The sequence below is a fragment of the Streptomyces sp. NPDC058620 genome (assembly GCF_042717135.1).
Taxonomy (GTDB): domain Bacteria; phylum Actinomycetota; class Actinomycetes; order Streptomycetales; family Streptomycetaceae; genus Streptomyces.
Genome location: NZ_JBHXQO010000043.1, coordinates 1 through 14138, shown reverse-complemented (window position 1 = coordinate 14138; position 14138 = coordinate 1). Strand labels below are relative to the sequence as shown.

12 protein-coding genes and 1 tRNA gene are annotated in these 14138 nt (G+C 73.1%); 4 read left to right on the top strand and 9 right to left on the bottom strand.

Going from position 1 to position 14138, the window contains the following annotated elements:
• Positions 1–5 precede the first annotated feature (5 nt).
• Complete coding sequence (locus tag ACFWSK_RS28760) at positions 6–1880, bottom strand: putative bifunctional diguanylate cyclase/phosphodiesterase (RefSeq protein WP_383792209.1); 1875 nt, start codon at positions 1878–1880, stop codon at positions 6–8.
• A gap of 384 nt (positions 1881–2264) precedes the next feature.
• Between ACFWSK_RS28760 and ACFWSK_RS28755 the strand changes: the two genes are divergently transcribed.
• Positions 2265–3506 (top strand): M6 family metalloprotease domain-containing protein, encoded by a 1242-nt coding sequence (locus ACFWSK_RS28755; RefSeq protein WP_383792206.1) that lies wholly within the window; start codon positions 2265–2267, stop codon positions 3504–3506.
• 57 nt (positions 3507–3563) lie between these two features.
• On the opposite strand, the gene ACFWSK_RS28750 is transcribed toward ACFWSK_RS28755, so the two are convergent.
• From ACFWSK_RS28750 to ACFWSK_RS28720, 7 genes are all read right to left on the bottom strand, one after another.
• Positions 3564–3637 (bottom strand) — tRNA-Lys (locus tag ACFWSK_RS28750).
• Complete coding sequence (locus ACFWSK_RS28745; RefSeq protein ID WP_383792203.1) at positions 3628–4317, bottom strand: hypothetical protein; 690 nt, start codon at positions 4315–4317, stop codon at positions 3628–3630. The genes ACFWSK_RS28750 and ACFWSK_RS28745 overlap by 10 nt, the downstream gene beginning before the upstream one ends.
• Positions 4318–4455: 138 nt before the next feature.
• On the bottom strand, positions 4456–4797 hold the full coding sequence (locus ACFWSK_RS28740; protein ID WP_383792201.1) for a hypothetical protein: 342 nt from the start codon (positions 4795–4797) through the stop codon (positions 4456–4458).
• A 105-nt stretch (positions 4798–4902) separates the two neighbouring features.
• Positions 4903–6246, bottom strand: coding sequence for an AAA domain-containing protein (locus tag ACFWSK_RS28735; protein WP_383792198.1), 1344 nt, complete (start codon positions 6244–6246; stop codon positions 4903–4905).
• Positions 6243–7862, bottom strand: a complete 1620-nt coding sequence (locus tag ACFWSK_RS28730) for a hypothetical protein (protein WP_383792195.1) — start codon at positions 7860–7862, stop codon at positions 6243–6245. Before ACFWSK_RS28730 ends, ACFWSK_RS28735 begins: the two co-directional genes overlap by 4 nt.
• Positions 7853–9016: a hypothetical protein gene (locus tag ACFWSK_RS28725; protein WP_383792193.1), complete on the bottom strand. Its 1164-nt coding sequence runs from the start codon at positions 9014–9016 to the stop codon at positions 7853–7855. Before ACFWSK_RS28725 ends, ACFWSK_RS28730 begins: the two co-directional genes overlap by 10 nt.
• Positions 8925–9857 (bottom strand): phosphatase PAP2 family protein, encoded by a 933-nt coding sequence (locus ACFWSK_RS28720; RefSeq protein WP_383792190.1) that lies wholly within the window; start codon positions 9855–9857, stop codon positions 8925–8927. The genes ACFWSK_RS28725 and ACFWSK_RS28720 overlap by 92 nt, the downstream gene beginning before the upstream one ends.
• A 329-nt stretch (positions 9858–10186) precedes the next feature.
• On the opposite strand from ACFWSK_RS28720, the gene ACFWSK_RS28715 reads away from it, so the two are divergent.
• A complete protein-coding gene (locus ACFWSK_RS28715; protein ID WP_383792188.1) occupies positions 10187–10783 on the top strand; it encodes a histidine phosphatase family protein in 597 nt (198 codons plus the stop codon).
• A gap of 20 nt (positions 10784–10803) precedes the next feature.
• Here ACFWSK_RS28715 and ACFWSK_RS28710 read toward each other — a convergent pair whose 3' ends face one another.
• Positions 10804–12216, bottom strand: a complete 1413-nt coding sequence (locus tag ACFWSK_RS28710) for a tetratricopeptide repeat protein (RefSeq protein ID WP_383792185.1) — start codon at positions 12214–12216, stop codon at positions 10804–10806.
• A 222-nt stretch (positions 12217–12438) separates the two neighbouring features.
• On the opposite strand from ACFWSK_RS28710, the gene ACFWSK_RS28705 reads away from it, so the two are divergent.
• Positions 12439–12906 (top strand): hypothetical protein, encoded by a 468-nt coding sequence (locus ACFWSK_RS28705; protein ID WP_383792182.1) that lies wholly within the window; start codon positions 12439–12441, stop codon positions 12904–12906.
• 83 nt (positions 12907–12989) lie between these two features.
• Positions 12990–13880 (top strand): spermidine synthase, encoded by an 891-nt coding sequence (locus tag ACFWSK_RS28700; RefSeq protein WP_383792180.1) that lies wholly within the window; start codon positions 12990–12992, stop codon positions 13878–13880.
• Positions 13881–14138 lie beyond the last annotated feature (258 nt).

Here is a 14138-nt window from a genome sequence, read left to right as displayed (position 1 = left end):
CGCCCTCAGAGGCGGGGGAGGGAACTCCTCGACGGGCTCGGCCGTGACTTCGCGCCGATCAGTTCCGCGATGCGTTCCGGGGCCACGGCGCGGGAGTACAGCCACCCCTGCCCCGTGTCGCAGCCGATCCTCCGCAGCCGTTCGGCCTGGCCCGCCGTCTCCACGCACTCCGCGGTGACGGTGAGGCCCAGCCGGTGGGCAAGTTGCACCATCGCCTCCACGATCGTCTCGTCGGCGGGGCTGGGGTGCGCGCCGTCGTCGTAGCGGAAACCGCGGACGAAGGAGCCGTCCAGCTTCAGTACGGAGACGGGCAGCCGGCTCAGATAGGCGAGGTTGGAGTAGCCGGTGCCGAAGTCGTCGATGGCGATCCGGACACCCATGTCGCTGAGCGCCTGGAGCGCCCGCAGCGGCCGTCCCGCTGAGCCCATCACGGCGGACTCGGTCAGCTCCAGTTGCAGCAGCCCGGCGTCGAGTCCCGTCTCGTCGAGGATCTCCGCCACATCGGCGACCAGGTCGGAGTCCCAGACCTGGCGTACGGCCACGTTGACGCTGATGAACAGCGGCGGCTCGTCGGGGTGGTCGAGCTGCCAGCGCCGGGCCTGGAGGCACGCGGCGCGCAGCACCCACCGGCCGAGCTGGACGATCGTGCCGTCCTCCTCGGCGATCGCGACGAACCGATTCGGCGCCAGCAGGCCGAACTGCGGGTGATTCCACCGCACCAGGGCCTCCACGCCCCGTACGGACCCGTCGGCCATGCACACCAGCGGCTGGTACTCCAGGGTGAACTCGCCCCGCTCGACGGCGGGCCGGAGCGTGGAGGAGAGCGCCTGCCGGGTCATGCGGTGGGCGTTGCGCTCGGGGTCGAAGAGCGTCCAGCGGGCCCTGCCGTCCTCCTTCGCCCAGTACAGCGTGGTGTCCGCGGCCTGCATCAGTCCGGTGGGCGAGGTGCCCGCGGAGGCCCGCTCGACCACCCCGATCGAGGCCGAGACGGAGAGCCGCTGTCCGGCGAGGTCGAAGGGCTGCTGGAGCGAGAGGAGCACCGCGTTCGCGAGCTCGGTGAGCTGGGGGGTGCCGGTGGAGTCCTCGACCAGGATGGCGAACTCGTCACCGCCGAGCCGGGCCACGAGGTGGCTGCCGCTGCGGTCGGAGCCGTCGCTTTCGGCGCAGTCGGTGAGCCGGCCGGCGACGGCGGCCAGGAGCCGGTCGCCCATGCGGTGCCCCATGGTGTCGTTGACCGCCTTGAAGCCGTCCAGATCCAGGTAGCAGAGCCCGATCCGGCCGTGCGGGGGCAGTGAGTCGTCCTGGAACGGCGGGGTGTCCAGGGCCGCCGAGAGCCGTTCGAAGAACAGGGTCCGGTTGGGCAGCCGGGTCACCGGGTCGTGCATCTGGAGGTGGCGCAGCCGCTTCTGGAGCTCGCGCCGGTCGCTGACGTCCGCGACCGACAGCAGTACGCCGCCGCTGACGGTGTCGGTGGACGGGGGGTCCATCGGTACGACGGTGATCTCCGCCCACAGGGAGCGCCCGTCGGGATGCTTCAGCCTGCGGGTGCAGCGGAAGCGGGAGCGCCGGCCGTGCAGCACCTCGCGGTACGCGTGCCAGGTGCGGTGGTCCGACGCGAGGTCGACGAGGTCGGCGGCCGGCTGGGTGGCCAGGGCGGCGGCGTCGGTGCCGAGCAGCCCGGCCAGGGCGTCGTTCGCGCTGACGATCTGGCCCTCGGGGTCGAGGACGGCCATGGCGAGAACGGATGCCTGGAAGGCGGCCCGGTAGTCGCGCAGCTCGGAGGGGCTCGCTCCCGCCGCATGACGCTCCGTGACCGGCGGTCGCACGGTGCCGGGGGCTCTGCCTGCCGGGGGCCCCGGCCCTTCGGAGGTTCCGCTCACCGCGTGCTCCCGCTGTGCAGATCGTCGTGAACAGGTGTGGTCGGACAGGCCACCGTGTGGAGTCCCCGTCGTCAGGGACCGTATCCACGCGGGAAAGCGTGGTGAAGCATAGAGGGTGGTGAGTCGGCCGTTCCAGCTCGCCGGCCGATGGCGCCTCTCCGTACCCGCATGGCCGCTGCTCCGGGCTTCCATCCGGTTTGCCCCTTACTGATCGTTTCTGTGTACTCCTGTGAGGTCGCTTCGTCGTAATGATCGATTGTGACTGTCCGTGAAAGGGATGCGGGCGCGGTCCCCTGACCCGAGTGGGGCAGCTCAACAGGACGTACGGCCCCGGATCGGCACAGGGTGGGTGGGGTGTCCCGTGTTTCCCACCCGGAGGTAGACGTGCCGCGACAGCGCAGACCCGGGAGAGTGGAGAGGCCGAGTCTGCGTGGCGTGGCAGCCGCTCTGACCTCCCTCATGGCGCTCGCAGCCACGTCCCTCGTGGCAGGTCCCGCCGTGGCCACCACGGGGGACGCGGGCCCGTGTGCCCTGCCCAGGACCGGGGCCCACCACTCCCTGGGCCTCGACACCTGGAACGGTGCCTACCCCCGCCCCGACCGCGCCCTCGACGCGGTCATGATCTTCCTTTCGTTCCCCGACTCCGAGCCCGCGGTCACCCCCGCCGTACTCACCGCCGACTACTTCCCCTCCACCACCCGTTTCTTCGAGCGTGCCTCGTACGGGAAGTTCGCGCTGCGCCCGCACTCCCTGCGGCAGTGGATCGAGATGCCACGCCCCTCCACCTGGTACGGCATAGAGCGCGACTGGGACTCGGGGCGGCGCAGCGCGTATCTGCGCGACGCGATCGGCGCGGCCGACGTGACGGTCGACTTCTCGGCGTACGACATCGTCTATCTGGTCGCCGACCCGGACGCGCCGGGCGTCGACTCCGACGCCACCAAGGTCGTCAACTTCGACCGGCCGCTGCGGGCCGACGGTGCGGACATCAGGCGCGTCGTCACCCTCTTCGAGCAGCACCCGCCGGACCGGAACGTCCTCGCGCACGAGACCGGGCACGTCTTCGACCTGGCGGACCTCTACCACCGGCCGACGGACGGCAAGGGCGACTGGGACACCTACGTCGGTGACTGGGACGTCATGGGCAGCCAGTTCGGGCTCGCCCCCGAACTGTTCGGCTGGCACAAGTGGAAGCTCGGCTGGCTCGACCACCGCCAGGTCACGTGCGTGCAGGGCGACGCCGACCTCACCCTGGAACCCGTCTCCGCCGCGCCCGCGCCCGGCGGGTCCATCGGCACGCGGCTCGCGGTGATCAGGACCGGTGAGGACAGCGCCCTGGCCGTCGAGGCCCGCAGCGCCACCGGCAACGACAGGGCGACCTGCACCGAAGGCGTGCTGATCTACCGGATTCGCAACGAGACCCCGTCCGGCGGCGGTCCCGTCGAGGTCCTGGACACCCACCCCGACACCGATGCCTGCTGGGACCGCTCGGTCTACCCGCCGCTCGCCGACGCCCCGCTGGCCGAGGGCGAGACGTACACCGTGCCCGGCGAGCGCACCAGGATCAAGGTCGCGGACCGGACACCTTCCGGGTCCTGGACGGTCCGGATCGCCACGGGCACGTAGGAGCCCCTCGCACACGAAGAAGCCCCCTCGCTCTCGCGAGGGGGCTTCCTCCGTCTGTGCGCCGTCAGGGACTCGAACCCCGGACCCGCTGATTAAGAGTCAGCTGCTCTAACCAACTGAGCTAACGGCGCCTGGTGACGTCGTAGACATTAGCACCCGGATCGGCGGGAGGAAAAATCGAATACCCGGAGGCCGGGGAGGGCTGTGACCTGGCCACCCGTACACAGGCCCACAGCAGCACGTCGGGGCCGGGGAGCCACGGGTCACGGGTGTCGGGGGCGACCACCCAGCGGGGGCCGGTGCCCTCGGAGCGGCCGGCCGGCGGCGGCACGGTCACCGCGTCACCGGTGCCGTGACAGAGCAGCGGGGGCACGGCGGCCCGGTGCGCCCCGGGCCGCCCGGGACCGCTGGTGCCCCACTCCTCCCAGCCGAGCAGGGAGGGCAGCCGCTGGGCCGTGCCGGGGGCGGCGAACAGGAGCATGCGGCCCCGGTGCGTGGCGACCGGGCCGGAGCCCGGCCCCTGCGACCAGAGCTGCTCCAGCATGCGCCGCCCGAACAGCACGGGCACGTTCACCACGTCGAAGACGGTCCCGCACGGCAGGACGCCCGGGGAGTCGGGACGCGCCTGCCACTGGGAGAGCGTGCTGCGCGGACAGGCCGAGGCGCGGGCGAGCCAGGCGGCCCCGGCGGCGGTCACCTGGGCGGCCTGGTGCCGGGGCTGGTCCCGCAGCAGAGCGAGGATGTCGACGGCTCGGTGGGAGGCCCCCGCGGCTGCGGGGCGGGTCGTTTCGTCTTTCAGCCAAGCGCTCATGCAGACAGGTCTACAGGGAGTGACGGCACTGATTCCGAGAGTTGCGGGAAACGGGGACAGCGCGGGGCGTGGAGGAGTATCTTGCGCGCGGGCATATGCCAGCGGCGGTACCCGGATCCAGGGCCGGCCCGGTCCCGGTCAGGGGCCGGCGTTCCTGAGCAGCGATCTGCCGAACTCGATCATTTTCTTGGCATAGTCCTCGGTCCACTCCGCGCGCTCCGCGACATCGGCCGCCGTCAGCCGGTCGAAGCGGCGCGGATCCGCGAGCTGGGCGGCGGCCACCGCCTGGAATTCGACGGCCCGGTCGGCCGCCGCGCGGAAGGCGTGCGTCAGCTCCGTGGCACGGGCCAGCAGCTCCCCGGGGTCCTCCATCGCGTCGAGGTCGAAGAAGTGCTCGGGGTCGGCTGCCGCCTCCGACGGCTCGAAGAGCAGCGGTGCGGGACGCATCCGCTGCCGCTCGTTCCGCTCGGGTTGTGCCATGGGGTGCTCCTCCTTCGGGTGGCCGGATGACCACCCTCCATTGTCCAACCCGGCGCAAGGGGGCCGCCGCGTGTCCGGCGGACCGCGGCCGGGTCCCTGTCCGGATCAAGGCCGCCAGCGCACCCGGTGTTCCGCGAGATGGGCCAGTACCGAGTGATTCGCGTCCCATCCGTCCGGGAATTTGACCGTGACGCCCAGCTGGACCGGTTCCGTCGACGGGTGCTCGTCCAGCAGGTCCGCGACGCCCTCCCGGCACACGACCACGCAGGCGTGGCGGTGCCGGGAGGCCAGGACGCACAGGCGGCCCGTCTCCAGATGGAAGGCCGTGGCGTCCGGGCGGCCGGACAGGGGGTGCAGGACCACCGTCACGTCGAACTCGCGGCCCTGCAGCCGGTTCGCCGTGTCCACGGCCACGCCCGTGACCCCCAGCTCGGCCAGCGCGGCCCGGACCGCCGCGGCCTGGTCGCGGTGGGCCGTGCCGACCGCCACCCGGTCCGCCGTCACCGGGACCGGGTCGGGGGAGCGCTCGCTCGTCGAGGCGCCGCCCCGGTCCAGCAGCCGGCGCACGATCAGCGCGACGGCCCGGACCGCCTCCGGGTCGGTGCGCGGCGTGTGCCGTGCCGGAAGCTCCAGCAGGCCCCAGCCGGACTCCGCCGCCTCGTCCAGCACCCGGTCGGGGCCCGAGCCGTCCGACGGCACACCGAACGCCAGACGCCGCTCCCCGTGCTGCGTACCGCTGCGGAACGGCGTGTACGGGTAGAACGCGTCCGACACGAGCGGCGCAGCCGAGGCGGGCAGCCGCCAGGAGACGGGCAGCCGGTGCTGCGGCAGCTCGGGGTTGTGGGCGAGCAGCGTGGTCACCGCGCTCGCCGACGGGTCGTACGACAGGCCCGCCCACTGGTCGGCGCCGACGATCGAGAACGGGTCCAACTGGCCCGGGTCACCGACGAACAGAGCCCGCTCGAAGAGCCCCGCGACGGCCAGCAGCGCATCCGAGCGCATCTGGTACGCCTCGTCGACGATCGCGTGTCCCCACGGCTCCACGTTCTTCACGTGGGCCCACTTGGCGGCCGTCGAGATGACGATGTCGAGACCGGCGAGATCCGCGGCCTTCGCCGACTTCCGTACGTTGTCCAGACCGTCCAGCACCGTGTCGTACGGGTCGGAGTCGTTGCTGTGCAGACGGCCGACCGGCAGGTCGGGCGCCTTCTCGGCCAGCCGGACGACCAGGTCGTCGACCTGTGCGTTGGTCTGCGCGATCACCATCAACGGCCTTCCCGCAGCCGCCAGTTCGAGTGCGGCTCGCACCACGAGGGTGGATTTCCCGGCGCCCGGCGGAGAGTCCACCACGACGCCGCGCGAGGTACCGCGCAAGGTGTCGTGGAGGATCCGGTCGGTCGCCAGCGTCGCCGCGGCGCCCGGGTCGAACGTGGCCTTCTCCGAGGTCACAGCAGGTCCTCCGGGGTCACGGGGTCGGGTTGTCCGGCCCGTTCGGCGGCGGCGCCCGGCGGGCCGCCGTGGGTCCAGGGGGTCTCCTCCGGGTCCGGCAGTTTCGGACCCCCGCGAGGATCGTGCTCGAACAGCGTCCAGACGACGCGGTCGCCAGGCTCGGGGACCGAACCCGGCGCGGGCTCCTTGCTCCGCCCCATCCGGTCGGTGATCCGCAGCACCAGCAGGAGACCGTCCTCCGCGGACGGTTCCTGCGCCCGCGCCTCCCGGACGAACTCCGCGGTCTGGGGTTTGCCGTCCAGCGAGCGGTACACCTTCGTCCGCTCACCGAGATGCGGGTGCTCGTCCGTCCGGACCGTGACCAGGGGGCGCGGTGAGGGGCGCTTCGACTCGCTGTACGCCATCTCCACCTCCGTCACCTCTCCGACGAACGCCTCGCCGGACAGCCGGCGTCCCGCGAGCACCAGCGGGTCGTCCAGTGCCTCCTGCGCGTCGAGCTGGGCCTGGGCCGACTCACGGGAGGCCAGCTTCTGCGCCGCCGTCACCGCGTCGTCCCGGCGCGGCTGCGGGGGCTCCCCGGCCCGTACCCGGTCCCGGTGGCCCGTGAACGACCAGCGGTCCCGCGTCCAGCGGTCCTCGGCCCTGGCTCCCTCGGGCAGGTCGCCCAGCAGGTCGAGCCCCCGCCACACGGCGTCCCAGGTGGGCAGCATGACCTTCGCCAGCAGGGACCTGATCTCCCGCTCGGCACGCGTCAGTTCGGCCAGGCGGGAGTCGGCGGAGAGTCCGTCCTCCGCCGCCGCGAGCGCCGTACGCGCCCGGTCGTACGCCTCGATGGCGGGGGCCAGCAGCCGGTTGTCGAAGGCCGGGTCCGTGGCCGGTCCGGCGGGCGGGCAGAGCAACTGGCCCTCCCGGTCCCGCTCCAGCTCGGCGCGCAGGGCGGCATCGGCGCCCGAGCCACCGTCCGGAGGGGCGATCCAGGCCAGCAGCGCGCCGAGATGCTGGTCCTCCAGGCTGCTCTGGCCGGTCGCCCAGTGCCGGTTCAGCAGATCGGTCGTGGCGAGCAGCAGGGACGAGCCCGGCACCCGGGCCCGCTCCGCGTAGTGCGTCAGCCAGCGGCCCAGCAGGGGGACCCGTGCGGGCGCCGGATACGGGGTGTCCGGGTCGTCCTCCGCGGTCCGCCGGAAGCGCATCGAGCGCCCCAGGAGGCGTACGAAGTCGATGCCCGCCCGGCTCGGCACGATCAACTGGGCAGCGTCCGTGCACAGTTCGACTTCGACCTTGACCTTCTTGCCGGTCTCGGGATCGGTCTCGTTGCGCTCGGCGGGCTCGACCACGTCGGCGTACGACTCGATGTGCGGCAGCACCGCCTCGGCCAGCTCGGCGAGGAACGCGAACCGCAGATCGCGGTCGCGTGGCTGGGCCACGGCCAGCAGCCGGGGCGCCTCCCGGTCCGTACCCACCAGGGCCCCGAGCGGGGCACCCGCCTCACCGGCGGTGGTGAGCGGCACCAGCACGAGCGGCCGGCCGGTGAGATGGCGGTGGCGGACGGTGGCCATGGGCTGCGCCCGCCCGCTGTCCACCGCCTCCAGCCGGGCCAGCGTGTTGATCAGTGACATACCGCCCGGCCCTCCAGGGCTTCCGCCCGCAGCGCCGCGGCACGGCGCAGCGTGGCGACCGTCGGGTCCGAGGGGTCGCCCTCCTTGCCCGCGGCGGCGGCCAGCACCGCGCCGACCGTCGTGAGGCCGCCGAGCTCGCCCCTGACACTGCGCCCCAGCGCCTCCACCGCCCCGTGTCCCCGGGACTTCTCCCGGCAGTGGAAGGCCAGTTCGCACGCCGCCAGACACTCCGGTGCGTACGTCGCGCCGACCGCGTCGACGGCCTGGCCGAGCTCCTGCGGCGAGCACCCCGGGTCGAAGGTGGTGCCCTCGGGCAGGGTCGCGGCGATGTCCTCGATGCGCGTCAGCCTGGTCAGCTGGCGGCGGGTGACGGCCCGTTGCTTGCGGACGTCGAGGACCGAGGCGGTCGGCAGATTGGAGAAGTCCTTCGGGCAGACCAGCAGCACGCGGTGAGCGACCTCGGCGCCTTCGGTCATCGCGGCGATCCGCTCCAGCGCCAGGACGTAGACGGCGGACTGCCGGGCCGCGGCGCCGACCTTGGCCGCGTCGGCCGAACTGTCGATCATGGGGAACGACTTGATCTCGACGACCGTCCAGGTGCCGTCGGGGTGCACCACCACGGCGTCGGGCTCCAGGTAGGCGGGCGAGCCCGCGACCTCCAGCGCCAGCATCGGATGGTCGAGCAGCGCCCAGCCGCCCGCCTCCGTCGCCTCCCGCAGCGCCAGCGCCGTCCTGGCCGCACGGCCCTCGGGTCCCGCGGCCGTCAGATCCGGCACCCGCGCCTCGTGCGGTGCCTCGCAGCCGCCGCCCAGCCGCTCGTACAGCAGGCGCAGCAACTCGGTGCCGCCGTCGGCCTTCACCTTCGCCTCGAACGCGTTGCCCCGCATGAACGCGAACTGCGACTGGCCGAAGGCGGTGGGGGAGCCGAGTGCCGTGGCCAGTACGGCCTTGTTCACCCCCGCGGCGTCCAGCAGGGCCCGCCGCTTGCAGCCGGGGTTGGCGGCGAGGGCGGCCAGTGCGCGCGCGTCGAGCGGATGCGGTGCGACGGACGGGCCGCGCAGCTCAGCGAGCCGCTGCCGCAGCGTCGTCGCCGGCCGGCACGCCGGTGTCGGTGGAATCTGCGGAGGAGGTCCGCTGGCCGGGTATTCGCTCACCCGCGGAAGTCTCGCATCCGGCACTGACATCCGGGGCCTTACCGGTGTTCACGGCCGTGCGCACGGGGGTGAGACCGGCCCGGAACCGGTCCTTCAGCCGGTCCGCGAGGCGGATCACCGGCTTCGTCAGAAGGGCTCCGGCCGCCATCACGGCGACGCCCGCCACGGCGTCGAGGAAGTAGTGGTTCGCGGTACCCATCACCACGAGCGTGGTCAGCAGGGGGTAGGCGACGCCGAGGGCGCGTACGAGGGGATGGCGGCCGTGCCGCCACAGGAGGACGCCGCACCACACCGACCAGCCGACGTGCAGGCTGGGCATGGCCGCGTACTGGTTGGTCATTCCGCCGAGCCCGCGCGGGGCGCTCGCCTCGGTGCCCCACCAGCCGTACGAGCTGTACTGGGCCATCGTGTCGACGAAGCCGTGCCGTGCGTCGAGGAGCCGGGGCGGGCAGGTCGGCATCAGCGTGAAGCCGGTCAGACCGAGGAGCGTGGAGGTCATCAGCCAGGTGCGGGCCGCCCGGTAGGCGGCCTTCCGGCGCCGGAACATCCATATGAGGATGGCCGGGGTGACGAGGTAGTGCAGCGAGGCGTACGCGAAGTCGGCGGGTATGCCGAGCGCCGGGTTGGCCGTCAGCAGGCGGTTCAGGGGGTGTTCGGCGTTGAGGAAGAGCGACTGTTCCAGGCGGAGTATGGCGAGCCCGTGCTCGACGGCGGTCGACACGTCGCCGCGCACCAGCAGCCGTCCTGCCGAGTACAGCGCGTACACCACCGCGATCAGTGGCAGCTCCGTCCACCAGCGGGGGCGGTGGCCGGGTGCTGGCGCGGCGGTGGCGTGCTGCATCCGGTAGCTCTCCCCATGTTCATGCTGCCGTCGAATGGCATTCAACCGTACGGCGGTCGTCGGCCGGGATCTCCGCGGGGTCCCGGTTCCCGGCGCCCCGTTTCGCGGGTGCGGACCCGGGGCGGCGTGGCCGTGGCCGGGACCGTGCTGGAAGGGACGCGGTTACGGCCCCGGAGGTTGCCTCCCGGGCACGTGAGAGATGATGGAGCGGGAGGAACCGGCCGCGCCCCCGACGGGCCCGGGGCCGGTTGCCGACCGTCGTCGCTGTATCGGACATCGCCGTCCGGGACCTGTCGGATCACGAGATCCAAGTTCCAGGGAGAGCTTTCATGGCACCGCGCATCCTGCTCGCCCGGCACGGCCAGACCCAGTGGTCGGTGCAGGGCAATCACACCGGCAGGACGGACATTCCGCTGCTGGACACCGGCCGCGAGGGTGCCAAGCTGCTCGGTGAGCGCCTGCACCGGGAGCCGTGGGCGGGTCTGCCAGGTGTCGAGGTCAGGACCAGCCCGCTCGTCCGGGCGGCCGAGACGTGCGCGATCGCCGGGTTCGGGGAGCGTGCGGAGCCGTGGGACGCGCTGATGGAGTGGGACTACGGGGCGTATGAGGGGCTGACACCGGCCCGGATCCGGGCGGACCGGCCGGACTGGCTGATCTGGCGGGACGGGGTGCCGGAGGGCGAGACCACGTCCGAGCTGTCCGCCCGCGCGGACGAGATCGTGGACTGGGCGAGGTCGGCGGACCGCGATGTCCTGGTCTTCGCCCATGGCCACATTCTGCGGGCGCTCGGGGCACGGTGGCTGGGGGAGGACGTGTCCTTCGGCGCGCGCATCCGGCTCGACCCGACGTCCCTGTCGGTGCTGGGCTGGGCGTATGGCCTGCCGGCCGTGGAGCGCTGGAACGACACGGGCCACCTGGACCGGTAACGGTTCCCCGGTTGCCTGTGTCAAGCCCGTCCGGCGTTCGGGGACGGAACCTTCGGCCCCGGAACCGGCCGGATCGCGACCTGGTGGCGGTCCACGAAGTCCCTCACCGCCGGTGACGCGTTCTGCGCCCGCAGCACTCCCACCGCGCCGGCCAGCATCGCGCGGATGCGGGAGGACTGGACCCGGTCCAGCAGGTCCAGCACCCCGTGCCCCGCCGTCACCGCCTCGTCCGCGATGCCGCCCCGTGCCAGATCGCAGGTCAGCTGCGCCCGGTACAGCGCCAGGTTCCGCGTGAAGTGCGGGTCCTGGAGCTGCGTCGCCCGCCGTGCGTGCCGTGCGGCCCGCGGCCAGTCGCCCAGCGCCGACCAGCACTGCGCCTGGAGCATCTCCAGCTCCGCCTCGCGGAAGAAGGTCATCCACTCCGGGTCCGCCGCGGACGCCCCCCGCTCGAACGCCGCGTACGCCCGCCCGATCGCCCGGTCGCACCCGGTGCGGTCACCGAGCCCCGCCCGGCCCCCCGCCTCCCGCAGGGCCAGCAGCGCCAGCAGCCGGGCCGAGCCGAGCGGCCGGGCGGCTCGCTGGCCCGCCTCCGCCGCCCGTACCGCCTCGCGCGGCCTTCCCGTATCCCTGGCCAGGAACGACGCGTTGCAGAAGGCGTGGGCCTCCAGCGCCGGGTCGCCCGCCACCCGCGCCGTCGCCAGCGCCTCCGCGTAGTGGGAGCGGGCGTCCTCGAAGCGGCCCGAGTCATGGGCCAGCCAGCCCACCGAAATGGCCAGCTCACCGGCGCCCGCGTGCAGCCGGTCCGCGGTGGCACGGCGCGTGGTCGTCCCCGCGTCGAGCAGGGCGTACGCGGCCCGGAGCGGCTGAGAGGCCCGCCGGTAGAGCCCGTCGCCGCCATGCCGGTCGTCCAGCAGCCGGATCTGCCGCACCGCCTTCTCGACGGCGATCACTTCGGCATCGCCCACCCGGCGCTGTGCGGGCAGGCTGGTCAGGGCGGCAGCGGCTGACGCGCCGCCGAGGCCCAGGGACGCGGCCGCCACCGTGGCGGTCCCGCTGGTCATGAACATGCGACGCAGCACGTCGCTCTCCTCGTCGGTGTCGCTGTGGAGCACAGGGGGCGGTGGAGTGGTGGGGCGTGCGGGGGAGTCCGCTTCCGAGGCGCGCGCCCCCCGGCCGCGCACGGTCTCGCGGGCCGAGAAGCCCAGGTCCGCCAGGCCGGCCACGGGGAACATGTGCAGGAAGACCCGTTCGTACGCGTAGTTGGGGCAGCGGATCTCTCCGGACTCCACGCGGCCGATGTACCGGGCGTCGCAGGCGACCTGTTCGCCGATCTCCCGCGCGGCCCGGCGGACCGCCGCCGCGAACTCCCCGGCGGAGCGCTGTCCGCGCAGCCGGCGGAAGACGAGGTTGGGAACTGGCCGTGTCGACACCATGGCTGGGCCCTCTCCGGTGCAGCCGGGCGCTGGTTCTGTTGTCCCGGCGGAGCAAGAACGTACCTGCTGTGACGAGACGCACACGGAGTGTTTGCGTACAAAGCGGATATCTCGCCCGTGATCCGCCATGAACTGCCATCCTTTGCGGCGGCGTGGTGCCGTAGCCCTTGACGTGGTGGGCGCGTTGGTCCATGTGGAGACGGAGTCTGGCTCCGTTCGGCGATGAGAGGAGGGGTTCCCTTGCTGCACCTCGGCACGGAGACCGGCTCACGGACGACCGCGGCGCACCCCATGGCCGCACCACCCGCCGCACCCGCACCCGCATCGGCCGCACCCGCCGGCGAGCCGTGCGACCTCGTGACGGTCCCGGCCCGCCAGGGCCTGGAAGCCGTCGACATCCTGCGCCGCGGCGCCGACCAGGAGGCCATGGGCCCGGTCCTCCACGACGGCGCCTGCGACACCCTCGGCTTCCTGGTGCCGCCGGGCACCGCCGACGCCTGGGACGTACCCGGCAGCGCGTGTACGCGGACGAACGGCCGCGGCCTCCGCATCCCCGCCGAGCCCCCCGTCTCCGGCAGCGGCTGGCTGCTGCCGCCCGCCGCCGACGCGCCGGTGACCGACCCGGCCGTCCTCCGGGAGGCCCTGGGCCAGGCGGCCCGGCTGATCGAGGCGGCCGACAACTGCCAGTGAGCCCATAATGGCCGGACGGCCGGATCTCCCGGCGCAGCCGGTGCGGTGCCGGCCCCGGAACGTATGAGCAAGGGCGAGCAAGCGTGGCACGTCGAGGAGCGTCGGCAGGAGGCGCGAGCGCCCGGAAGCGGTCCGACCGCAAGCGGGAACCCCTCGTCGCGGAGGTGGACGGCGGTCGCGCCGAACTCGTACCCGACCGCGAGCGGCCGCGCGGCTGGACGCTGCTTCTGGACGACGCCCCGCAGTCGCATGTGGACCTGGACGATCCCTCGTACCTGTCCTTCGAGTACCAGCGCAGGATCGGCCACATGATCGATCTGGCCGCGCCCGCGCAGCAGCCCCTCCAGGTGGTGCACCTGGGCGGCGGGGCGTTCACGCTCGCCCGCTACGTCGCGGCGACCCGTCCCCGGTCCACCCAGCAGATCGTCGAGGTCGACGCGGCGCTCGTCCAACTGGTGCGCCGTGAGCTGCCGTTGGACCCGCAGGCCCGGATACGCGTCCGCTCGGCGGACGCCCGCGCCGGGCTCGGAAAGATCCAGGACGGCTGGGCCGATCTCGTCATCGCGGACGTCTTCAGTGGAGCCCGCACCCCCGCCCACCTCACCTCGACCGAATTCCTCGCCGAGGTGCGCCGCGTCCTGAAGCCCGGCGGCCAGTACGTCGCCAACCTCGCCGACGGGCCGCCGCTGACCCACCTCCGCGGCCAGATCGCCACCGCCGCCACCCTCTTCCCCGAACTTGCGCTCGCCGCCGACCCGACGGTGTGGCGCGGCCGGCGCTTCGGCAACGCGGTGTTGCTCGCCTCCGACCTGCCGCTCGCGGTCGCCGAACTCACCCGCCGCGTCGCGACCGACCCGCACCCCGGCCGGGTCGAACACGGCCGGGCGCTCGCGGACTTCACCGGAGGCGCCGCCGCCGTCACGGACGAGGGCGCCAAGCCGTCCCCGGCGCCGCCGCCCTTCACGTTCGGCTAAAGGGCTGTCCCGCAATCCCTGGCGGGCGCACGACGACAGCTACGGCACTTCGCCGCGTTGTCGGAACGCCCGAATACATCCAGTACGCGGACGTCCCTCCGCCTTGCGACGCACCGCATCTGACGCCGCGCGCTGATCCACCAGGGACTACGGGACAGCCATTACGAGCTCGTGCATGGTTAGCGGTGGCGCGTCGGGCCCTTGATCGTTGATCATGGACTGTGTGGTGGGGAACCGGGCACGTGCAGCGATCATCCG